At 72.3% G+C, this 20,814-nt stretch carries 14 protein-coding genes; 5 read left to right on the forward strand and 9 right to left on the reverse strand.

The window, feature by feature from the left end; all coding sequences use genetic code 11:
- Nucleotides 1-72: 72 nt before the first annotated feature.
- Nucleotides 73-3,435 (reverse strand): bifunctional lysylphosphatidylglycerol synthetase/lysine--tRNA ligase LysX, encoded by a 3,363-nt coding sequence (lysX, locus tag ACWCP6_RS25695; protein ID WP_450934904.1) that lies wholly within the window; start codon nucleotides 3,433-3,435, stop codon nucleotides 73-75.
- Between the two features lie 202 nt (nucleotides 3,436-3,637).
- On the opposite strand from lysX, the gene ACWCP6_RS25700 reads away from it, so the two are divergent.
- Together ACWCP6_RS25700 and ACWCP6_RS25705 are read left to right on the forward strand one after the other, a co-directional pair.
- Nucleotides 3,638-4,099 carry a universal stress protein gene (locus ACWCP6_RS25700; protein WP_450934905.1) on the forward strand — a complete coding sequence of 154 codons (462 nt, stop codon included), beginning with the start codon at nucleotides 3,638-3,640 and terminating at the stop codon, nucleotides 4,097-4,099.
- Nucleotides 4,100-4,238: 139 nt separating this feature from the next.
- Nucleotides 4,239-5,672 carry an amino acid permease gene (locus tag ACWCP6_RS25705; RefSeq protein ID WP_450934906.1) on the forward strand — a complete coding sequence of 478 codons (1,434 nt, stop codon included), beginning with the start codon at nucleotides 4,239-4,241 and terminating at the stop codon, nucleotides 5,670-5,672.
- Between the two features lie 75 nt (nucleotides 5,673-5,747).
- Here ACWCP6_RS25705 and ACWCP6_RS25710 read toward each other — a convergent pair whose 3' ends face one another.
- The 4 genes from ACWCP6_RS25710 to ACWCP6_RS25725 all read right to left on the reverse strand — a co-directional run bounded on the left by ACWCP6_RS25710 (nucleotide 5,748) and on the right by ACWCP6_RS25725 (nucleotide 10,668).
- Nucleotides 5,748-7,388, reverse strand: a complete 1,641-nt coding sequence (locus tag ACWCP6_RS25710) for an extracellular solute-binding protein (protein WP_450934907.1) — start codon at nucleotides 7,386-7,388, stop codon at nucleotides 5,748-5,750.
- Nucleotides 7,389-7,436: 48 nt separating this feature from the next.
- Nucleotides 7,437-8,363 carry a carbohydrate ABC transporter permease gene (locus tag ACWCP6_RS25715; protein ID WP_450934908.1) on the reverse strand — a complete coding sequence of 309 codons (927 nt, stop codon included), beginning with the start codon at nucleotides 8,361-8,363 and terminating at the stop codon, nucleotides 7,437-7,439.
- Nucleotides 8,360-9,229 carry an ABC transporter permease gene (locus ACWCP6_RS25720; protein WP_450934955.1) on the reverse strand — a complete coding sequence of 290 codons (870 nt, stop codon included), beginning with the start codon at nucleotides 9,227-9,229 and terminating at the stop codon, nucleotides 8,360-8,362. Before ACWCP6_RS25720 ends, ACWCP6_RS25715 begins: the two co-directional genes overlap by 4 nt.
- A gap of 278 nt (nucleotides 9,230-9,507) precedes the next feature.
- Nucleotides 9,508-10,668 (reverse strand): ROK family protein, encoded by a 1,161-nt coding sequence (locus ACWCP6_RS25725; protein ID WP_450934909.1) that lies wholly within the window; start codon nucleotides 10,666-10,668, stop codon nucleotides 9,508-9,510.
- A 95-nt stretch (nucleotides 10,669-10,763) separates the two neighbouring features.
- Here ACWCP6_RS25725 and ACWCP6_RS25730 point away from each other — a divergent pair, with 95 nt between their 5' ends.
- The gene (locus tag ACWCP6_RS25730) at nucleotides 10,764-13,727 is read left to right on the forward strand and encodes a glycoside hydrolase domain-containing protein (RefSeq protein WP_450934910.1); all 2,964 of its coding nucleotides are present in this window, start codon (nucleotides 10,764-10,766) and stop codon (nucleotides 13,725-13,727) included.
- Between the two features lie 133 nt (nucleotides 13,728-13,860).
- On the opposite strand, the gene ACWCP6_RS25735 is transcribed toward ACWCP6_RS25730, so the two are convergent.
- The gene (locus ACWCP6_RS25735; protein ID WP_450934911.1) at nucleotides 13,861-14,817 is read right to left on the reverse strand and encodes a CapA family protein; all 957 of its coding nucleotides are present in this window, start codon (nucleotides 14,815-14,817) and stop codon (nucleotides 13,861-13,863) included.
- Between the two features lie 336 nt (nucleotides 14,818-15,153).
- Between ACWCP6_RS25735 and ACWCP6_RS25740 the strand changes: the two genes are divergently transcribed.
- Both ACWCP6_RS25740 and ACWCP6_RS25745 read left to right on the forward strand, forming a co-directional pair.
- Nucleotides 15,154-15,687 carry a hypothetical protein gene (locus ACWCP6_RS25740; RefSeq protein ID WP_450934912.1) on the forward strand — a complete coding sequence of 178 codons (534 nt, stop codon included), beginning with the start codon at nucleotides 15,154-15,156 and terminating at the stop codon, nucleotides 15,685-15,687.
- A 106-nt stretch (nucleotides 15,688-15,793) separates the two neighbouring features.
- Complete coding sequence (locus ACWCP6_RS25745; RefSeq protein ID WP_450934913.1) at nucleotides 15,794-16,483, forward strand: anti-sigma factor family protein; 690 nt, start codon at nucleotides 15,794-15,796, stop codon at nucleotides 16,481-16,483.
- A gap of 6 nt (nucleotides 16,484-16,489) precedes the next feature.
- Here ACWCP6_RS25745 and ACWCP6_RS25750 read toward each other — a convergent pair whose 3' ends face one another.
- The 3 genes from ACWCP6_RS25750 to ACWCP6_RS25760 all read right to left on the reverse strand — a co-directional run bounded on the left by ACWCP6_RS25750 (nucleotide 16,490) and on the right by ACWCP6_RS25760 (nucleotide 20,777).
- Complete coding sequence (locus ACWCP6_RS25750; RefSeq protein ID WP_450934914.1) at nucleotides 16,490-17,350, reverse strand: Fpg/Nei family DNA glycosylase; 861 nt, start codon at nucleotides 17,348-17,350, stop codon at nucleotides 16,490-16,492.
- Nucleotides 17,351-17,488: 138 nt separating this feature from the next.
- Nucleotides 17,489-19,555, reverse strand: a complete 2,067-nt coding sequence (locus tag ACWCP6_RS25755) for a SpoIIE family protein phosphatase (RefSeq protein ID WP_450934915.1) — start codon at nucleotides 19,553-19,555, stop codon at nucleotides 17,489-17,491.
- A 124-nt stretch (nucleotides 19,556-19,679) separates the two neighbouring features.
- On the reverse strand, nucleotides 19,680-20,777 hold the full coding sequence (locus tag ACWCP6_RS25760) for a DUF6777 domain-containing protein (protein ID WP_450934916.1): 1,098 nt from the start codon (nucleotides 20,775-20,777) through the stop codon (nucleotides 19,680-19,682).
- Nucleotides 20,778-20,814: the final 37 nt, after the last annotated feature.

Genomic DNA, 20,814 nt, shown 5'->3' on the forward strand with positions numbered 1-20,814 from the left:
CCATGGGCGACATGCGCGAACGACACCGAACGGCGCTGGAATTTCACCCGTTGGGAGTAGGTGTCCGGCGGTTCAGCGGCGGCGCACCAGTGGGAACGGCAGTGTCTCGCGGATGGTGAGTCCGGTGAGGAACATGATGAGCCGGTCCACTCCGATCCCGAGTCCGCCGGTGGGCGGCATCGCGTATTCGAGGGCATCGAGGAAGTCCTCGTCGAGTTCCATCGCCTCCGGGTCCCCGCCCGCGGCGAGCAACGACTGCCGGGTGAGCCGTCGGCGTTGCTCCACCGGGTCGGTCAACTCGGAGTAGGCGGTGCCGAGTTCGGTGCCGAAGGCGACGAGGTCCCAGCGTTCGGCGAGGCGCGGATCGGTGCGGTGCTGCCGGGTGAGCGGTGACACCTCGGTGGGGAAGTCCTTGTAGAAGGTGGGCATCCCGGTCCTCGCCTCGACAAGGCGCTCGTACATCTCGAGGATGATCTCGCCGTGTCCGTCGTCGGCCCGGTACGGCACCGCCGCGCGGTCGCACAGCGCGTGCAGCGTCTCCAGCGGCGTATCGGCGTCCACCTGTGCCCCGAGTGTCTCGGACAGCGCCTCATGGACGGTCCTGACCGGCCATTCACCCGAGATGTCGTGCTCGACGACCGTGCCGTCCGCGCCGGTCCTGCGGGCGACCGGTGCGCCGAACGCGGCGGTTGCGGCCCCCTGGATCAGCTCACGGGCGAGGTCCAGCATCACGTCGTAGTCGGCGAACGCCTGGTAGGCCTCCAGCATCGTGAACTCGGGGTTGTGCTTGTAGGAGACGCCCTCGTTGCGGAAGGTGCGCCCCATCTCGAAGACCTTCTCCATGCCGCCGACGCACAGCCGCTTCAGATGGAGCTCCGGTGCGATCCGCAGATACAGATCCAGATCGTAGGCGTTGATGTGCGTGGTGAACGGGCGGGCGTTGGCGCCGCCGTGGATCTGCTGGAGCATCGGCGTCTCGACTTCCAGGAAACCACGGTCGAGCAGCCCCTGACGCAACGCCTGGACGGCGGTGGAGCGCGCCCGGACGACGGCGCGCGCCTCGGGGTTGACGATGAGGTCGAGGTAACGGCGCCGGGCCCTGGTCTCGGCGGCGAGGCCGCGACGCCCGTTCTGCAGGTGGTTGTCCCCCCGCACGGAACGGGGACGGGAAGCCGGCGGCGGGCGCAGGCACTTGCCGGTGAGCTGCCAGGAGGTGACGAAGACGGTGGGCTCGCCGCGGTCGCTGCTCCCGAGTGTGCCGGTGGCCCTGATGTGATCGCCGATGTCGGTTTCGGCGGTGAACGCGTCCAGCGCGGTTCCCGAGTCCTGGCGGGTGAGGGCGACCTGGAGATCCCCCGACCAGTCGCTCAGCACCGCGAAGACGAGTCCGCCGAAGTCGCGTACGAACATCGTGCGGCCCGCCACCGTCACCCGTTCGCCGGTGCGGGTGCCGGGCGGGAGCGCGCCGGCGGCGGCCCGGGCCTCGGCGAGGGTGTGGGTGCGTGGCGGCGTGCCGACCGGATAGGGGTCGATCCCGTCGGCACGCAGCCGGTCCAGCTTGGCGTGCCGGAGACGGATCTGCTCGGGCAGAGCGGCGGCAGCTCCGGCCGTGGGTTCCTCGGTGCGGGCGGGTGCGGACGGAGCCTGGGCCGGCAGGGCCGCCGCGCCGGACCCAGCGGGACCAACAGGGCGGACAGGCCCGCCCCCCGGCGGGTGGCCCTTGCCCCACAGCTTGCGCAGGGACGGTACGGAGACGAAGCCCTCGGCGATGCCGGAGGCCAGCCCGATACGGGCCAGGGAACCGGCGTCTCCGTAACAGATGAACCGCGGATACCACTGCGGACGGTACTTGGCGTTGGAGCGGTAGAGCGCTTCCAGCTGCCACCACCTGGAGAAGAACAGCAGCATCCTGCGCCACAGCCGCAGCACCGGCCCCGCACCGATGCGGGCACCCTCCTCGAAGACGGACCGGAACACCGCGAAGTTCAGCGAGATCCGCCGTACCCCGAGCCGGGGCGCGGCGGCACACAGCTCGGCGACCATGAACTCCATGACGCCGTTGGGGGCGGCGCGGTCGCGGCGCATCAGATCGAGCGAGACGCCTTCGCGGCCCCACGGCACGAAGGACAGCAGCGCGAGCAGGGTGCCGTCGGGCCCCAGCGCCTCGACGAGCAGGCAGTCACCGTCCGCCGGGTCGCCGAGCCGGTCCAGGGCCATCGAGAAGCCGCGCTCGGTCTCGGTGTCCCGCCAGGCGTCGGCCCGGTCGACGATCTCCTCCATCTCCTCGTCGGTGAGCGTGGAGTGGCGGCGGATCCGGGTGCGGGCACCGCTGCGCCGGATCCGGTTGACCGCCTGCCGGGTGACCCGCATGTCGCGGCCGCCCAGATCGAAGTCGGCGGCCTCCAGGATCGCCTCGTCACCGAGCTGGAGCGCGCCCAGCCCGGCTCGCGCGTACGCCTTCGCGCCCTCCTCGGACGCGCCCATCACGGCGGGTGCCCAGGCGTGGCGGCGGGCGAGGCCGAGCCAGCCGGCGATGGCGTGCGGCCAGGCCTCCCGGTCGCCGACGGGATCACCGCTGGCGAGGCAGACCCCCGCCTCGACGCGGTAGGTCACGGCGGCCTTGCCGCTGGGCGAGAACAGCACGGCCTTGTCGCGGCGGGTGGCGAAGTAGCCGAGCGAGTCCTGCTCGCCGTACGCGTCGAGGAGGGTCCGGATACGGGGCTCCTCGTCACCGTGCAGGGCGGCTTCCATGCGCTGGGAGCGGAACAGGGTCGCGGCGGCGTTCAGCAGCGCGAGCGCTCCGAAGAGGCCGAGGAGGAAGTGCAGGAAGCGCGGCGGCGTGCCGTCGAAGGTGCGCCCCGACACGAGGCCGCCGCAGACCCGGTCGGCCGCCCACAGCAGCCGCTGCCCCTCCGGCAGGGTGCCCGGGAACAGCTCGACGAGACCCCAGCCCACCAGGATGGCCACGACGAGCCCGGCGAGCAGCACGAGCAGGGCACGGCGCAGCGCGGCCCGGCGGGAGGCGGCGTAGAACTCCTTGCGGGCGACGATCAGCAGGACGAGAGCGAGACCGCACACGACCAGCGACGGCAGCGATTCGCGCCAGGCGCCGCTGATGATGCCGAGCACGTCGAACACCACCAGCAGCGCCAGGTAGACCACGACCAGCCACCAGGCGACCTTCTTGCGCGCGCCGGTGGCGGCGGCCAGCAGGAACAGGAACACCGCGTACGCCAGGTTCGCGCTGACCGGGACCGTGATCCGTTCGAGCAGTTCGGTGACCGGGTTCAACAGGCGGCGCAGGGGGGCGATGATCGCGATGACCGCGCAGAACAGTCCCAGCGCACCGAAGAAGGCGGCGAACCCCTCGGGCACTTTGCCGAGGAGGCCGCCCCGATCGCGTATCGGCCCGGGCGCCGCGGCACCGGCAGTCATGTGGACGACTCTAGGAAGCACCGGGGCGGGCCGCCCGTCGGGCGTGGCGGTGGTGTGGGACGGAACCCGGATCCGGCGGTCGGAGCCGGCACCTTCGCCGTGCGGATCACCGCTGCACTCCCCCGGGATGCGCCGGACGTGCGGACCACCGCCGCACCCCCGGGAGGCCTTCGGACGTGCGGATTCCGCTAGCCTCACCCATGTGACCGAACAGCAGCACCACGCATTCGAACGAGGCACGGACGGCCCCAAGGTGATCGTCGTCGGCGTGGACGGCTCGGAGTCGTCCATGCGGGCCGCCGCGTACGCCGCGGGCCTCGCCCGGCGGCAGGGGGCGCTGCTCGCCGTGGTCTATGTGCAGCCCGTCATGGCGGCGGGCGCCGCGCTGGGCGTGCCGGTCGCCGAGGCGACCGACGAGATCGCCCAGAGCCTCGTCGCCGAGATCAGGGCCGCGACCGAACGGGTCAAGGACATATTCCAGGTGCGCTGGGAGTTCCACACCTTCCGCGGCGACCCGTACAACGGGCTGGTGTCGGCAGCGGACGATCTGAAGGCGGACGCGGTGGTGGTGGGCGCCTCCGAACAGGCCGGTCACCGCATCATCGGCTCGGTGGCGATCCGGCTGGTGAAGGCGGGCCGCTGGCCGGTGACGGTGGTGCCGTAGCCGCCCCGGCGGCCGAGGGACTCCGCACGGCGAGCCCCGTGGTCCGCGTGGCCGCGGCGACGCGCGCCGTCTTCCGTGACGGCCGCCGCTGAGCCATGATCGGCCTCAGCAGACTGCCGTCGCGAAGAGGTGAGGGCTCATGGCCGGACTCCGGATGGGCGAAGGCGTTCTGCGCCGCAAGCCCATCGAACACATCGAGGAACCCGAGGGCACGGCGAGTCAGCGGCTGACCCGCACGCTGGGCCTGTGGCAGCTGACCGCGATCGGCGTGGGCGGCATCATCGGTGCCGGCATCTTCACGCTCGCCGGAACCGTCGCGAACGGCATCGCGGGGCCGGCGGTCGTGGTGTCCTTCCTGATCGCGGGCCTCGCCAGCGCGGCGGCCGCACTGTCCTACGCGGAGTTCGCGGGCCTCATCCCCAAGGCGGGCTCCGCCTACACGTACGGCTACGCGGTGCTCGGCGAGTTCGCGGGCTGGTTCATCGGCTGGGACCTGCTCCTGGAGTACACGGCGATCGTGGCGGTGGTCGCCATCGGCATCTCCGGGTACTTCGGGTTCCTGGTGACCGACCTGGGCGCGAACCTCCCGGCCTGGATGCTCGGCGCGCCGGGCACCGGGCCGGGGCACCGGGTCGACCTGATCGCGGCGCTGCTGTGTCTGCTCATCGCCTGGCTGCTGAACCTCGGCATGAAGAGCGCGGCGCGCTTCGAGACGATCGTGGTCGCCCTGAAGGTCCTGGTGGTGCTGGTCGTCATCGGCGTCGGCGTGTTCCACATCAACACGGCCAACTACCACCCGTTCTTCCCGTACGGGGTCAGCGGGGCGTTCACGGGTGCGGCGACGGTGTTCTTCGCGGTGTTCGGATACGACGCCATGAGCACCGCGGCGGAGGAGTCCAAGGACGCGCAGCGCCACATGCCGAAGGCGATCATCTATTCGCTGGCCATCTCGATGGTGCTGTACGTGGCGGCCTGCCTGGTGCTGACCGGCATGCAGAACTACAAGGAGATCGACAAGGAGAGCGGATTCTCGACAGCCTTCAAGTCGGTGGGCCTGGGCGGCCTGGCCGACCTGATCGCCGTCGGCGCCATCATCGGCATCCTCACCGTGATGTTCACCTTCATGCTCGGCGTGACCCGCGTGTGGTTCTCGATGAGCCGTGACGGGCTGCTGCCGAAGTGGTTCTCGAAGACGCATCCGACACGGCACGTGCCGACGCGGGTCACCTGGATCGTGGGCGTGGCGTCGGCGCTCATCGCGGGGTTCCTGCCCATCGCCGAGGCCGCCGAGCTCACCAACATCGGCATTCTGCTGGCGTTCGTTGTGGTGTGCATCGCGGTGATCGTGCTGCGGTACCGGCGCCCGGAGCTGCCGCGGACGTTCCGCACGCCCGGAATGCCCTTCGTGCCGGCCATCGGCGTGGTCTTCTCCCTGTGGCTGATCACCTTCCTCCAGTGGCAGACCTGGGTGCGGTTCGCGGTGTGGTTCCTCGTCGGCTGCGTCATCTACTTCGGCTACTCGTACCGCAACTCCGAACTGGCGAAGTCGGAACACGGCCAAGCCGAGAAGTAACGCCGGGCGCCTGCGGTCCGGCGCCTTCCCCGTCGGAGGAAGGGGCCGGACCGGGGAAGCCCCCGGCGGGGCTGCCTACCCGTTGCGTTCGATGGACCTCTGGTACTCCCGGGCCATCTGCTCCAGCCCCTTGGTGCGCCAGTCCTTCCAGAACGGCTTCCACTCGGTGAGCTTCTTGCGGCCGGCCACGATGTCGTTGACGAGGTCGGTGGCCTCCTGGGACATCCGGCCGTAGTGCTCGGTGTAGGCGTCGGAGTAGTGGCCGATGGTGGGGTTCTGCACGGCGGTCGCGATGAGCTTCCGCTCGACGCCGTAGATGTCCCGCACGTCCTGCGGGCCGTGGCCGCCCGGGAAGGAGGAGGCGATGAGCGCGAAGGGCGACGTCGTCGCCGTGGCGAGTCCGCTGTACAGGCCCTCGACCTCGGTCTTGCCCTTCTTCGTGCGCTGCGGAAAGCCCTGCGCGTCGTAGGTGAAGTCCTCGCCCTCGGTGCCGAATTCGAGGAACTCGCGCTCCTTGGTGCCGAAGGGCGCCGCGAGGTAGTCGAGGATGCCGAGCAGCATACGGACGCGCTTCTCGCTGCCCTTTCTGATCGCGCTGTAGCCGATGGTGCCGTAGTGGTAGTGGTGGTTCTGCCGGTGGCCGCCCGCCGCGAAGGGGACGAGAACCTCGGCGGCGAGCGACGGGTCGTTGGTGCGCAGGTTCTGCCGGGCGCCCGCGGCGTTGGCGAAGACGCAGGCACCGATGGAGCCCTGGGCCATCTTCAGATAGGCGTCGGCCATCTGCGGGTCGCCGGGGTAGAAGACCCCGGCCTTGCGCAGTTCGATGACGAAGTCCAGGGCCTCGGCGTACTCGTCGGTCTCCTGCCAGAAGGTGAGCGAGCCGTCCTTCTCGAGCCGCCATTTGTTGGGCGCACCGAAGCACTGGCTCAGCACGCCGGCCGCGTTGACGTAGATGGGCTCCAGCGCCCAGACCTTGCCGCCGGTGACCTCCTTGCACTTGTCGAGGAACTCCTGCGGGCTGCTCGCGGAGAGGCCGTCGGCCTTCTGCCAGACGTCCGGGTTGCCGCCGTAGACCTGGCCCGTGGCCGGGTACGGGACGGGCGCGCCCCAGATACGGCCGTTCACGACGGCGGTCCGCCAGTGGGCGGGGGTCATGGCGGCCAGGTGCGGATAGTCCTTGACGGCGTCCCCGGAGACGTAGGCGGTGATGTCGGCGCACTTGGCCTCCAGCAGCTGCGCGACATGCTGGATGCCCTGGTTCGGGGGGATCCAGATCAGGTCGGGCAGGTCGCCGCCGGCGACGGTCGCGGAGAACTTGTCGGGGTAGCCGGGATCGGTGCCGAGGATCGCGTCGAGCTCGATGCCGAGGGCCCGGTCCAGCTTCTTCCAGTGGGCGTTGCCGCCCTTCGGTGTGGGCGGCTGGGTCCAGATCTCGGTGAGCATGGTGACCCGGGACCCGTCGCCGGGCACCTTGGGGACGCTGCGCACCAGCTTCCCGGGGTAGCGGAGGTAGCCCGCGGACAGGCCCTTGGAGCTGGGCGGCAGGTCGGGCTCCAGGCCGTGGAAGGGGACGTACGTCGGCAGCTTCACCTTCGCCGACGCGGCCTCGCCCCGGTGGGCCGTGGCGGAGCCGCAGCCGGTGAGCGAGGTGGCGGCGGCGCCCGCGACAACGGCGGTGCTGAGGCCGAGGAAGGTGCGTCGGGACATGCCGGTCATGGGTCATCTCCGGGACGGGACGGGGACGGTTCGGTTCGGGGAACGGGGTCAGCCCTTGATGGCGCCGGTGAGCACGCCCTTGGTGAAGTACTTCTGCAGGAAGGGGAAGATCAGCAGGATCGGAACGAGCGCGATCATCACGACCGCCATGGACAGCGACTGCTGCGGCGGCAGATGGGTGAGCCCGAGCTGATCGCTCGTCATCTGCTTGCTCTGGACGACATAGGTGCGCAGGACCAGCTGGACCGGCCACTTCCCGGAGTCGTTGAGATACAGCATCGCGTTGAAGAAGGCGTTCCAGTACGTGACGGCGTAGAAGAGCCCGACGACGGCGATGACGCCCTTGGACAGCGGGAGCACGATGCGGGTGAGGATGCGCCAGTCCCCGGCGCCGTCGATCCGGGCCGCCTGGTACAGCTCCTCGGGGATGTTCATGAAGAAGGCGCGCAGGACGACCAGGTTGAAGGCGTTGATCAGCCCGGGCAGGATCAGCGCCCCGTAGCTGTCGAGCAGGCCCAGCTCCTTGACGAGGACGTACATGGGGATCATGCCGGGTGCGAACAGCAGGGTGAACAGCACCATCAGCAGGACGGGTCCGCTGCCCGGGACGCCGCGCTTGCTCAGTCCGTAGGCCAGGCCGATGGAGCTGAGCAGCGACAGGGCCGTCCCGACGAGTGTGATGAGGACGCTCACCATGACGGCCCGGGTCACCAGACCGCCGGAGAGGATCGTGCGGTACGCCTCCAGGGTGGGCTCGGTCGGGAAGAGGACGTAGCCGCCGGCCGCCGTGATCTCCCTGCGCGAGGCGAGACTCGTGGAGAGGACCGTGAGGAACGGCAGCACCATCACGGCGACGATGACGGCGAGGACGACGGCCTTGGTCGCCCGGCCGGCCCTGGTGGGCGGCTCCTCCCAGGCGGGCCGCGCCGCCGGGGGCTCGCCGCGCGGGCGGAACAGGGGTATGCCGACGCTCATTTCGTGTAGACCCCCTGCTCTCCGAAGGCGTGGGCGAGCCGGTTGGCGCCCCAGATCATCAGGGCGCCGACGACGCCCTTGACGAGGCCCGCTGCGGCGCCGACGCCCCAGTCGCCGTAGACCACGCCGTGGTAGTAAACGTAGGTGTCGAGGACCTCGGCGGCCCGCGCGCCCACGGCGTCCCGCTGGAGCAGGAACTGCTCGAAACCGACGGACAGGACGTCGCCGAGGCGCAGCACCAGCAGCATCACGGTGACGCCGCGCACCGCGGGCAGCGTGACGTGCCACATGCGCCGCCAGCGGCCGGCGCCGTCGACGGCCGCCGACTCGTACAGACTCTGGTCGACCTGGGCCAGGGCCGCCAGGTAGATGATCATTCCCCAGCCGATGTCCTTCCAGATCACCTGCGCGGTGATCAGCACGGGGAAGGCCGACGGGTCGGTCATCACCTCCAGGGGCGAAAGACCGTGGTCGCGCAGGAAGTTGCTGATCAGGCCGGCGCCGCCGAGCACCTGCTGGAAGAGGGCGACGACGAGTACCCAGGAGATGAAGTGCGGCAGATAGACGACGCTCTGGACGAACCGCTTGGCCCTCGTGGACACCAGGCTGTTGATCAGGAGCGCGAGGGCGAGCGGGGCCGGGAAGAAGAAGACCAGCTGGAGGGCCGCGAAGGCGAGGGTGTTGCGCACCGACTCCCAGAACGCCGGGTCGGCGAAGAGCTCCTGGAAGTTGGCGACCCCGGTGAAGGCACTTTCCTTGAAGCCGATGAACGGCTGGTAGTCCTCGAAGGCGACGACGTTGCCGAGCATCGGGACGTAGAAGAACACGACGAAGAACGCCAGTCCGGGGGCCATCAGGGCGAGCATCACCCAGTTGTCGCGCAGCCGCGCCCGCAGCGGGGCGCGGCGCCCGGTGGCGGCCGGGCGCTCGGTCGTGGAGCGGGGCGGCGACGCGGCGCGGGGCCGGCGCTCTGTAGCAGGGGATGTCACTCGTACTCCCTGGCTCACGGCATGACGGACCCGATCGGCAATTTGGAAGGCAACTTGCCGAAAGGTGAGCCACATCATGGAAGCAGCGGCGGGGCCCGTCAACCGTGCGCGGGCCATGTCGAGTTGGACTGACCGTGCCCGCACTTGGACTTTCGTCAGGGGACGGAGGTGGTCCCGGGGACCTGTTCGACGTGGTCCAGGGCCAGCCGTGCGGCGCCGATGGCCGTGGACTCCTCGCCGAGTGCGGAGGTCAGGACGGTGGGCGGGGCGGGACAGAGAGCGGCCAGGCGCTCCGCGAAGGGCTCGCCGAGTAGGGCGCCGGCGCGCGAGACGCCGCCGCCCAGCACCACCGACGCGGGGTCCAGCACCGCGACGTGCCGGGCCAGGCTGTCGGCGAGGCACTCGGCGAAGGCGCGCAGCGTGTAGCGGGCGCCGCCGTCGCCCGCGGCGGCGGCCGCGACGACCGCCCGGGCGGCGTTCTCACGGGTGGGTTCCCCGTCGCCCCGATGACCCGCGAACCAGTCCAGAAGCCGCTGGTAGGAGCGCTCCCAGCCGTCCCCGCCGACCATTTCGCCCGCCGCGCCGTGGTGGCCGCGGTGCAGCCGGCCGTGCAGCCACAGGCCGATGCCGAGCCGGTTGCCCACGTACAGGTACACGCAGTCGCGGACGCCGACCGCCACTCCCCCGGTGCACTCGGCGAGCGTCGCCAGCTGGATGTCGTTGCCGACGAGCACCGGTCCCGGCGCCGCGTCCGCGAGCTCCCGGGCGAGATCGAGCCCCGTCCAGCCGGGCAGCGAGTCGCTCTCCGTCACGCGCCCCGCCCGGTCGACCATGCCGCTGGTGCCGACACCGGTGGCAAGGGGGCGCACCTGCGCGGCCTCCGGCCGGCCAAGGCAGCCCGCGATCGCGGACCGCACCGCGTCCAGGCGTGCGGCTGCGGGGAGTTCGGGGGTGACGGCGACGCGCTGGGTCACGACGGTCCGTCCGAGCAGGTCGGCGGCGTGCACGAGGACCTTGTGGGCACCGATGTCGACGCCGAGCACATGGCCCGCCTCGGCGCGGAAGCGGTAGCGGCGGGCCGGCCGGCCCACGCCGCCGGCGCCGCGCCGCAGCTCCACCAGACGGCCCTCGCGCAGCAGCTGGGCGGTGAGGTCCTGCGCGGTGGGCCGGGAGACGCCGATCAGCGCGGCGAGTTCCGGCACCGTCACGTCGTCGCGCTCCCGCAGCACGCGCAGCGCGGCTGCCGCGTTCAGCCGGCGCAGCAGCGAGGGGTCCCCGCTGAGCGGCTCGCTGCTGCGCATGGCGTCCCGATCCATGACGTCCCCCTTGACAGCTCGATCGGTTCCTCTCCAGGGTGACCCGGAGTGATTGAGAAACTTACCTAATTAATAGCGCCCTTGGGGGAGCACAGATGGGTGAGACCGATCGTTCCGAGCACCGGCACCGCCCCCGTCACGACCATCATCCCGAGCTGGACTGCGGGCTCGGCGACTGGGACTGCGACGTGTACGGGAACCATCGCATACTCGTGCGCGCCGCAGGCCCGGCACCCGCCCTCGCCGCCGAACTCCCCTGGCGGCGCTGCGATCCCGAGCCCGCCGACGTCGACGTCCTCGTGCTGTCCCCCTCCGGCACCCGCGTCCGCAACACGGTCGCCGTCGAGGTGACCCGGTCCCACGGCCGTATCGCCTTCGAACCGGTCGAGGGGCCCGGCGTCTACGCGGTCCACTACCTGCCCTACGCCCACACCGGCCGCCCCCACTATCCGCAGGCCGCCTACCGCCGGCCGGCCCGGACAGCCGATCCGGCCTGGTGCCACGCCTGCGGGCTCGACCGGCCCGGTGCCTGGGCGCGGCTGCCGCGCGCCGAGGCCTTCCGGTACGAGGCCGTGAGCGCCGCGGACTCGTTCGCACCGCTCGGCTTCACCGCGACCGACGAGGAGTGCGCGGCACTCCGACGCGCGCACCCGGCGGCGGAGTTCCTGCTCTTCGCCGAGGACCGGGCCCATCCGCTGGGCCGCTTCGACCGTCTGCCGGCGCGCTGGGCCCGGGCGACGCCGTTCGCGCCGCACTCCGTGACGGCCGACCGGGGCGAGTACCGCGCGCTCCAGGTCGGTGTCCACGCGCTGCGCGATCTCACCGAGGTCCGCGCCGAGGTGCGCGGACTGCCGTTCCCGGTCCGCTGCCCGTCGACGGGCGGCACGGACGCGCTCGGCCGCGCCTTCGAGCGGACCGTCTCGGTGCCCGGGGGACGGACGGCCGCGCTCTGGTTCGTCGTGGACGTACCGGAGGGTGCCCGGCCCGGGGTGTACGAGGGCGAGATCGCCGTCCGGGCCGGGGGCACCGCCGAGCGGGTGGTGCCGCTGCGGTTCACGGTCGGCGACGTCCTGGTGACCGACCACGGCACCGGGGAGCCGGGGCGGCTCGCGCGGCTGCGCTGGCTGGACTCGGCGCTGGGCCACGACGACGACGTGGTGCCGCCGTTCACGCCCGTCGAGGTCGACGGGCACCCGGCGGACGCGGGTGGCCGGCCGGGCAGGGCCGCCGGGCCCCGGCTCGCGATCCTCGGCCGGACGGTGGAACTCGGTGCCGACGGACTGCCGCGGCGGCTCACGTCGACGTTCACGCCGTCGGTCACCGGCACCGACGGACCCGAACGGGACCTGCTCGCGGGCCCGCCGGTGCTCGACCTCGGCCGGGCCCTGGACCGGGGCCCGCTCACCCTGGACCGGGCAGGCCCGGCCCGGGTGCGCTGGGCGACGAGGGCGACCGGCACCGACGTGGTGCTGCGCACCGAGGGCGAGCTGGAGGCGGACGGCTTCCTGGTGGTGCGGGCCACCGTGGAGGCCACGGCCGACCTCGTCCTGGACGACGTGCGGCTGGAGCTGCCGCTGCGGGAGGACGCGACCGCGTACGCCATGGGTCTCGGCCTGCGTGGTCAGGCCTGCCCGCGCACCTACGACTGGCACTGGGACACCCCGACCCGCAACCAGGACGCACTGTGGCTGGGCGGACCGGCCGCCGGGGTGCAGATCGGGCTGCGCGACGACCACTACGAGCGGCCCCTCAACACCAACTACTACCGGCAGAAACCGCTGGTCGCGCCGCGCTCCTGGGCCGGTGACGACGGGCGCGGCGGGGTGCGGCTGCGCACCACGGACGGGGTGCGCACGGTCACCGCGTCCAGCGGGCCGCTGCGGCTGGGCGCGGGTGACAGCCGCTGTTTCGAGCTGCGGCTGCTGCTGACGCCGTTCAAGCCGCTGCGGCCGGGCCGGCATCTCGCCGAGCGGTACTTCCACGCGTACGCCACGCCGCGCGAGGTCGCCGACTACGGCGCGACCGTCGTCAACCTGCACCATGCGACCCCGCCCAACCCGTACATCAACGACCCGCTGCTCGCCGCCGCCGCGCTGCGCGCCTACACCGACGAGGCGCACCGGCTCGGCATCCGTGTCAAGGTGTACGACACCGTGCGCGAACTGACCCGTCACACTCCGGAGTTGCCGGTGCTGGCGTCCTTCGGCGACGAGGTGCTGGCGTCGGGGCCCGGCGGCGGGCACGCATGGCTCCAGGAGCATCTGCGCGGGGACTACGTGCCGGGCTGGGTGGCCACGGACGTCGGCGACGTCGCCGTGGTGACGAGCGGAGCGTCGCGCTGGCACAACTCCTATGTCGAGGGCGTGGGCCGGCTGCGCCGGCACGCGGGCGTGGACGGGCTGTACCTCGACGACGTGGCGTACGACCGCGCCACCATGAAGCGCGTGCGCAAGGTGCTCGCCCGGTCGGCCGGAACGCCGCCCCTGGTGGACCTGCACTCGTGCAACCAGTACCGGGAGCCGGACGGCTTCGCCTCCAGCGCCAATCTGTACGCCGAGCTGATGCCGTACACCGACCGGCTCTGGCTGGGCGAGCTGTTCGACTACGAGGGCACCGACCCGGCGTACTGGCTGACCGAGCTCTCCGGGATCCCGTTCGGACTGATGGGCGAGATGCTGGAGGGCGGCGGGAATCCGTGGCGCGGGCTCGTGTTCGGGATGACCGCGCGGGCGCCCATGACGGACGTAAGGCCGCTGTGGCGCGCCTTCGACCGGCTGCGGCTCGGCGAGGCGGAGATGACGGGCTGGTGGGCGGACGAGCCACCCGTGCGCACCGGACGGGACGATGTGCTCGCGACCACCTGGCGGGGGCCCGGCGGGACGGTCACGGCGATCGCGTCCTGGGCGCCGGAGCCCGTGGAGATCGTGCCGTCGACCGCGGACGGGCCCGTGGCCGCGTACGCACCGGCCGTCGACGGCTTCCAGCCGGAACGGCACTTCGCGGCGGGCGAGGCGGTCGCGGTGGCTCCGGGGCGCGGCTGGCTGCTCGCCCTGGGCTGAGGGGCCGAATGCCGGCGGCCCGGGCTCGGTGCACCGCCGGGGTGCCGAGCCTGCCCGGGCCGGGAGGCCGGACGGGTGGCCGGCCCGTCCGGGATGTCGGACGGGTGGCCCGGCCCGTCCGGCATCCCGGACGCTAGTCCGCCATCTTCAGGCCGTCGGCGGCCGCGCCCCGGCTGAGGACGGCCTGCCCGATCCAGTTGCGCACCCGGCGCAGATCGGAGTCGCCGTTGGCGCCGGCGGAGCCGACGTCGAGGACCCGGCCGGTGTCCGTGTCGAAGTACTGGGGCACGAACTCGGCCTTCGTCACCCGCCACCGCTGACCGGGCCGGGCGGGCGGCGCGAAGGTGAAGCGCGCCGTGCTGCTCTCGTTGGCACGGAGGTCACGGGCGCCCGACGCGTCCTGGCGCTCGTCGGCGATCTGGTCGCCCATGCCGTAGACGATCCAGGTGCCGCCCACCTTCTCGTACGCCTGCGGGACATGGGAGTGGGTGCCGAGGATCAGGTCGATGTCGGGGCGGCCGTCCGTCGCCGATGCGGTGAGCTGCCTGCCGAGGGCGAGCTGGGACGCGTCCGGCTCGTCCTGCCACGGGGTGCCCCAGCGCAGTGAGACGACGACCACGTCCGCGCCGGCCCGCCGGGCCGCCCGGGCGTCGTCGACGATCCGGTCCCGGTCGGCGGACGGGTACGAGAGGTACGCCACCTTCGCCGGGCCCGCCTTCAGCCACACGGGGCGCTTCGTCCCGGCGCCGCACGTGTCGTAGCCCGCGTCCCGCAGGGCACCCGCGAGCCGCGGCACGGACTCCGTGTCCGTATGACAGATCGCCAGATCGGCCCGCGAGGCGAGCGGTTTCACGGCTGCGAGCATCGGCCCGAAGTCGTAGTCGTCGCCGTCCGGGTCCGTACGGGCGTGCTCGACGACCTCGTCGGACGTGCGCACGTCGCCGGACGCCAGGAGTGTGAAGCCGCGCCCGGCGGCCCCCGCGGAACTCCCCTGCCGCGGGGCAGCGGGTGGCTCCGCGGAACAGCCCGCGGCGGCTGCCAGGAGGAGCGCGGCCAGCGCCGCGACACCGGTACGTGGGAGTGGGGCCATCGACCCGCCTCTCGTCGATCACAAGGACGGACAAAGGGATGATACGAACTCATATGGGTTCTGATCCTTTGTCAAAGAACCGGACCGGCACCGTCGCCCGTTCGGACGCCTGGACACGATCACGCTCCGTCGCCCGTAGTGTGGGGGCTCAGGCCATCGGGCCCGGGGCTCTCCCGTCCCACACGCCACACCGATGTCCTGCTCCCCCTCCGGGCACGCCCCGGGCGGGCCGAACGCGAAACCACACAGTCAAGTTGAGTAAAGCCGGACCCATGACCGTGTCTCACGGTGAAGGCTCGTCGTCGGGGCCCGCCGGGGGCTCCCGCGGGGGGCACGATGGTCCGAAAGAAGGTGGAACGGTTGCTGCCCGACAGTACGAACGGCACCAGCGGCGACGAACTCGTCGTCCCCATGGCGTGGCTGTACGCCGAGTACATCGCGGACGAGGTGCTGCGCACCGGCGATCTCGTCCCGTCGAGCACCCTCGAATTCCGGGCCGGCCGCCAGACGCTGGCGCTCACCGCGTATCTGGCGGACCGCGAGAACACGCTGTCCGGCATCCGGGTCGTCTCCCAGCTCGACGAGTGGCTGTCCCTCACCGCGTACGGCCACCCCTGGCAGGAGTGGGTGCGCGAGAGGTTCACCGCCCGCGAGGAGGAGGAACGCGAACAGGGCACCCCCAGCCCCGACCTGGCACTGGCCCGGGCCGCCTGGCGCTGGCTGGAGGAGACCGAGCTGCTGGCCACGGATCTGGACACCGGCCTGGACTGGCACGGGGCGGGACTCCCGCTGGACGAGAACACACAGGTATGGACCCCTGCCTGGCAGCTGGGCGTCCCGCTCGGGCACCTGGCGATCCATCTCTTCTGAGGAGTTCGGCCGACGGTTGAGCAGAAGGGCGCCGCGTTCCGTATTCGAGTGCGACACGCTCCGTCAACGCCCCGCCCCCCTTGCTCAGTCGATCCGAGGAACGCCCATGAGTCCGCAGCAGCGGCATCAGGACGTCGCCGCCTATGCGCTCGGCGTCCTGGAACCTGCCGACAGTCATCTCTTCGAGGAACATCTGGCCGACTGCGTGGTGTGCGCAGTCAGGCTCGGTGAGTTCACCGACGTGGCCCGGGTGCTCGCCCCGTACGCGGGCCCCCGTCCCGCCCAGCGGCTCCCGCTGGAGCGCCCGGCACCCGAGCTGCTGGACCGGGTGCTCGGCGAGGTGGCGCGGCTGCGCCGGCGAGCACACGGCCGGTGGCTGCGGCTGACGGCGGTCGCTGCGGCCCTGGCGATCGCCGGACCTGCGGGTGTGCTCGCGCTGCGCGGCACGGCGCAGGATCCGCAGGGGCCGGACACGGGTCCGCGGGTGCTGTCCGCGACGGACGCGGCCACCGGGGTCAGCGCCACGGTCACCACCGCCGACCGGCGCTGGGGCACCGACGTCGGTCTGACGCTGGCGCGTGCCCACGGTCCGCTGACCTGCCGGCTGCTCGCCGTCGGCACTCACGGCGAGAAGGAGACGGTGGCGACCTGGGCGGTGCCGCAGGACGCGGAAGGAGCCGCGGGGCACGAGCCCCCGGTGGTCGTCCACGGCGGTACGGCGCTGCACAGCTCCGGCATCGACCACTTCGAGGTGCGCACCGTGCAGGGCGGCCGACTGGTGAGTGTGGGCGAGTGAGCCGGGCTACTTCAGCAGCCGCGACATCCGCCGGTCGGCGAGCGGCTTGCCGCTCGTCTGGCAGGTCGGGCAGTACTGGAGCGAGGAGTCGCTGAAGGACACCTCGCGGATGGTGTCGCCGCACACGGGGCACGGTTCGCCGGTACGGCCGTGGACCCTCAGTCCGCCCTTCTTCTCGGCCTTGAGCCGGCCCGCGGCCACCCCGCGCGAGCGCTCGACGGCTTCGCCGAGCGTCGTGCGCATCGCCTCGTACAGGCCGTGCACGTCCTGTTCGGTGAGGCTCGACGCCAGCTTGAACGGGGACATCCGGGCCGCGTGCAGGATCTCGTCGCTGAAGGCGTTGCCGATCCCGGCGATCAGGCTCTGGTCGCGCAGTGCGCCCTTGATCTGCCGGCGTTCCCCGTCGAGCAGCCGGGCCAGGGCCGCCTCGTCGAAGTCCTCGCCGAGCGGATCGGGGCCGAGCCGTGCCACGCCGGGGATCTCGGCGGGGTCCGGCACGATGTGGACGGCCAGGCGCTTCTGCGTGCCGGCCTCGGTGAGGTCGAAGCCCTCGCCGGTCTCCAGTGCGACGCGCAGGGCGAGCGGGCCCTTGCCGGGGCGGGGGGCACCGTCGGGCAGCGGGTCCCGCCACTGGAGCCAGCCCGCCCGTGCCAGATGGACCACGAGGTGCGGGCCGTCCGTGTGGACGTCCAGGAACTTGCCGTGCCGGGTCACGGCCGTGACGGTGCGGCCCTCGAGCGCCGTCGGCGCGGGCTCGTACGTCTTGAGGACGCTCACCGCGACCGGGAGCACCCGCACGATGTCGTGCCCGACGAGGTGCTCGGTGAGGAAGTCCCTGAGGGCTTCGACTTCGGGAAGTTCCGGCATACGTATCAGGGTGCCACCGACAGCGCGGGAGCACGGCTCCGTCCGCCGCACGGACTTGTGCGTCCCCCGCCTGCCCGCCACCGCCGGCCCACCGTGCCCGTCGCCGTGAGGTGCGGCGCCCGGGGTCGTACCCGCCGGCTACGCGCGGTGCGGGACCAGGAACTCGCACCAGACGCACTTGCCGGTGCCCCTGGCCTCGACGCCCCAGACGTCCGTCAGCCGGTCGACGAGGAGCAGCCCCCGGCCGGAGACGCCGGACTCGCCGGCCTCACGGCGGCGGGGCAGCGCGCTGGACGCGTCCTCGACCTCGACCCGCAGCCGCCGGTCGGTGCCGCTGAGCACGCGCAGGGTGACGACCGCGGCCCCCTCGGTGTGCATCAGGGCATTGGTGATCACTTCGTCGGCGACGAGTTCGATCTCGTCGGCGCGGTCGCGGGCGCCCCAGGCCCGTACCGCGGCCCGGATCATGTGGCGGGCCTCGCGCAGCGCCTCGGGGTCGCCGGCGGCCACGTGCTGCTGGAGCCGGCCTCCGGTCTGTACGGCTCCGACGCCGTGGCGCCGCATGAGCAGCAGCGCGACGTCGTCCTCGCCCTTCCACTCCTCGGGTGCCCGGCACAGCCGGTCGGCGAGCCGCTGGATGTCGGAGGGGCCCGCGGCGACGAGGGCCGAGAGGGCCTGCATCCCGTCGTCGAGGTCGGCGCCGGGCTTCTCGACAAGGCCGTCCGTGCACAGCACCAGGGTCTGGCCGGGGTCGAGTTCCAGGGTGCCGACGGGGTATTCGAGCTGCCCGAACTCGGCGGACAGCCCGAGCGGCAGACCCCCGTCGACGGGACGCCGGTGGCAGCTGCCGTCGCGGTGGCGCACCATCGGGTCGAGGTGCCCGGCGCGGACCAGCTGGACGACCCCGGTGGACAGGTCGGCCTCGGCGTACAGACAGGTCGCGAAGCGCTCGGTGTCGAGTTCGTGCAGGAAGACCGAGGCGCGGGCCATCACGGTCGCCGGAGTGTGGCCCTCGGCGGCATAGGCGCGCAGCACGATGCGCAGCTGGCCCATGACCGCCGCGGCGTGCGTGTCATGGCCCTGGACGTCCCCGATCACGACACCGACGCGACCGCCGGGCAGCGGGATCACGTCGTACCAGTCGCCGCCGATGTCCCGCCCGAGGGCGGGCGAGCGGTAACGGACGGCGATGTCGGCACCGGGTATGCCGGGGATGGAACGCGGCAGCATGGCCTGCTGGAGGCCTTCGGCGACGTCCTTCTCCTGCTCGTAGAACATCGCGCGCTGGAGGCTCTGCGCGATGCTGCTGCCGAGCGCGACGAGGACGTTGCGCTCGTCCTCGGTGAAGCCGTCCTTGTCGTTGTAGAGCAGTCCGAGCGCGCCGATGGGGCGGCCCTGCGCGATGAGCGGCAGATACGCGGCCGACGTGATGCCGAGGCCGATGATGTGCGGCCACAGCAGCGGGTACGAACGGGCGAAGTCCTCGGGTGACTCGATGTACCGCGGGGCCAGGGTGCGGACGACCTCGCTCATCGGGTACTGCTCGTCGATACGGGTGATACGGGTGCCGGGCACGAAGCTGCCCTCGGGGCCCTCGGCGACGAGGCGGATGCGTCCGGCCTCGACCAGGCCCACGACGAGGCTCGTCGCCCCGAGGTGCGCGAGACCGTGGGTCTCCTTGATGACGTCGATGACGTCCTGCACGGTGCGGGCGGCGGCGAGGGCGGCGGTGGTGCCGAGCACGATGGTCGTCTGCTTGCGGCGCTCGGCGTCCTGCTCGGTGCGGGCGACGCTCTCCCGCAGCTCCTCGGTGGCGTCCCGGACGATGCCGACGATACGGCGCGGGCGGCCCGTCGCGTCGCGCCGGATGCAGCCCTGGGCGTGGGTCCAGCGCAGGGTGCCGTCACGGCACCGGATGCGGAAGTAGGTGCCGTAGTTCTCGCTGCCGCGCTTCATGGCCTGGGCGACGAGCAGGTCCAGGCGCTGCGCCTCGACTCCGGGCACCCGTTTGGAGAGGGTCCGGGGACGGCCGTCGTACTCCTCGGGGCGCAGGTCGAGGACGGCATGGGCCTGGGGGTCCAGGTGCATCAGGCCGGTGTCGAGGTCCCAGTCGAAGCTGCCCATGCGGTTGAGCGCCAGAATGGGATCCGGATCGGCGGGCCAGTCGTCCGGGAGCGACAGGGCGTTGCGTCCCCGATCAGCCATGGGCCCACCTTGCCATCACTGCCGCGATTCCTCGACTCGTCATCCTCCCGGCGGTCCGGGGTACGGGCACGGGCACCGGCGCCGCGGACTGCCGAGCCCGGCGGTCCGCGGCGGGCCGCCCCGGTCAGTGCCTGTCGGCGTGGGCGGCCAGGGTCGCCTGCTCCGGCTGTGGCGGCCCGGGGCGCGTGAGGCCGGGGGACGACTCCGGGGTGGTGCCCGGGCTGGGCGTCTGCGACGGGCTCGACGTGCCGGTCGACGCTGAGGGGGCAGCCGTGCTCGGCGAGGCCGACGGTGTCTGCGGGGCGGGCGGGCTCGTTCCCGGGCTCGGCGGAGCCGTCGAGGGGCTCGCGCTGGTGCTGGGCGACGGGCTGGTGCTCGGACTCGTCGAGGGGCTCGGCCGCGGGCTCGCGGAGGGGCTGGGTGATGGTGCCGGCCGGTCCTTGCTGCCGTCGTTGCCGACCGGCCGCTCGATCAACGTGTTGGTGACGATGTTGATGATCGTGATGTTGGTGACGACCTGCGGGGCGGGCACCACGATGACGATCGCCGACGGCCGGAAGCCGGGCCATGCGGCACCCTGCCGGGGTGCGTTCGGATTGAACCCCGTGCCTGCGGGTTTCGTCAGCGGGTTCCCGCAGGCGCAGCGCACCCGGGGCACACCGCGGTCGTCGACGAGAACGCCCGTGCCCGCCTGGAGGACGGCCTGGAAGCCGGCGGCCCTGCCGTCCTTGAAGCCGTGGTTGGTGACGTTGGTGTCCGCCCGCAGCACCACCGGCGTCAGGCCGCGCAGGTAGCCGGGAAGGGCCGACGGGGAGACGCCGGCAGTCGCGGCGAAGGCCCGGGCCGCGGCCGGGTCGGCCCGGAGCAGCCTGATCTGTTTCTCGACGTCGCAGCCGGGCCGGCCCCGTGTACCGGCGTACAGGCCCGGGGCGGCTCCGGAGACGAGGACGGGCCGCCTGCCCGGCAGGGGCGTCCCGCTGGGCGCGGTCCGCGGAACCTGGGTGAGGGGCGGGGGGATCCGCGTGTTCGTGGCCGTGGAGGCGGTGAACGGGTCGGGGCCCGGGTCGCCGACCGGCTGGAGGAAGACCTCCTGGCCGTCCGCGGCGACCGCGCCGGAACCGGTGGCGGCACAGCCTGCGCCGAACAGGGCGGCCGATATCGCGAAGGCCGTGGCACATACGGCACGGATCGTGGTGGGCAGCCGCTCGCTGGATATCTGCACCGCTTCTCTCCCGCCTCTCGCCGGCCTTCCGGCACAC

This window comes from Streptomyces sp. NPDC002004, assembly GCF_053593975.1.

What these genes read in the sequence shown, in the direction of transcription:
- ACWCP6_RS25755 (WP_450934915.1), bottom strand. Translation starts at nt 19,555, where the DNA reads ATGGCTGATCGGGGACGCAACGCCCTGTCGCTCCCGGACGACTGGCCC.
- ACWCP6_RS25725 (WP_450934909.1), bottom strand. Translation starts at nt 10,668, where the DNA reads ATGGATCGGGACGCCATGCGCAGCAGCGAGCCGCTCAGCGGGGACCCC.
- ACWCP6_RS25705 (WP_450934906.1), top strand. Translation starts at nt 4,239, where the DNA reads ATGGCCGGACTCCGGATGGGCGAAGGCGTTCTGCGCCGCAAGCCCATC.
- ACWCP6_RS25740 (WP_450934912.1), top strand. Translation starts at nt 15,154, where the DNA reads ATGGTCCGAAAGAAGGTGGAACGGTTGCTGCCCGACAGTACGAACGGC.
- ACWCP6_RS25710 (WP_450934907.1), bottom strand. Translation starts at nt 7,388, where the DNA reads ATGACCGGCATGTCCCGACGCACCTTCCTCGGCCTCAGCACCGCCGTT.
- ACWCP6_RS25745 (WP_450934913.1), top strand. Translation starts at nt 15,794, where the DNA reads ATGAGTCCGCAGCAGCGGCATCAGGACGTCGCCGCCTATGCGCTCGGC.
- ACWCP6_RS25720 (WP_450934955.1), bottom strand. Translation starts at nt 9,229, where the DNA reads ATGCTCGCCCTGATGGCCCCCGGACTGGCGTTCTTCGTCGTGTTCTTC.
- ACWCP6_RS25730 (WP_450934910.1), top strand. Translation starts at nt 10,764, where the DNA reads ATGGGTGAGACCGATCGTTCCGAGCACCGGCACCGCCCCCGTCACGAC.
- lysX (WP_450934904.1), bottom strand. Translation starts at nt 3,435, where the DNA reads ATGACTGCCGGTGCCGCGGCGCCCGGGCCGATACGCGATCGGGGCGGC.
- ACWCP6_RS25750 (WP_450934914.1), bottom strand. Translation starts at nt 17,350, where the DNA reads ATGCCGGAACTTCCCGAAGTCGAAGCCCTCAGGGACTTCCTCACCGAG.
- ACWCP6_RS25715 (WP_450934908.1), bottom strand. Translation starts at nt 8,363, where the DNA reads ATGAGCGTCGGCATACCCCTGTTCCGCCCGCGCGGCGAGCCCCCGGCG.
- ACWCP6_RS25735 (WP_450934911.1), bottom strand. Translation starts at nt 14,817, where the DNA reads ATGGCCCCACTCCCACGTACCGGTGTCGCGGCGCTGGCCGCGCTCCTC.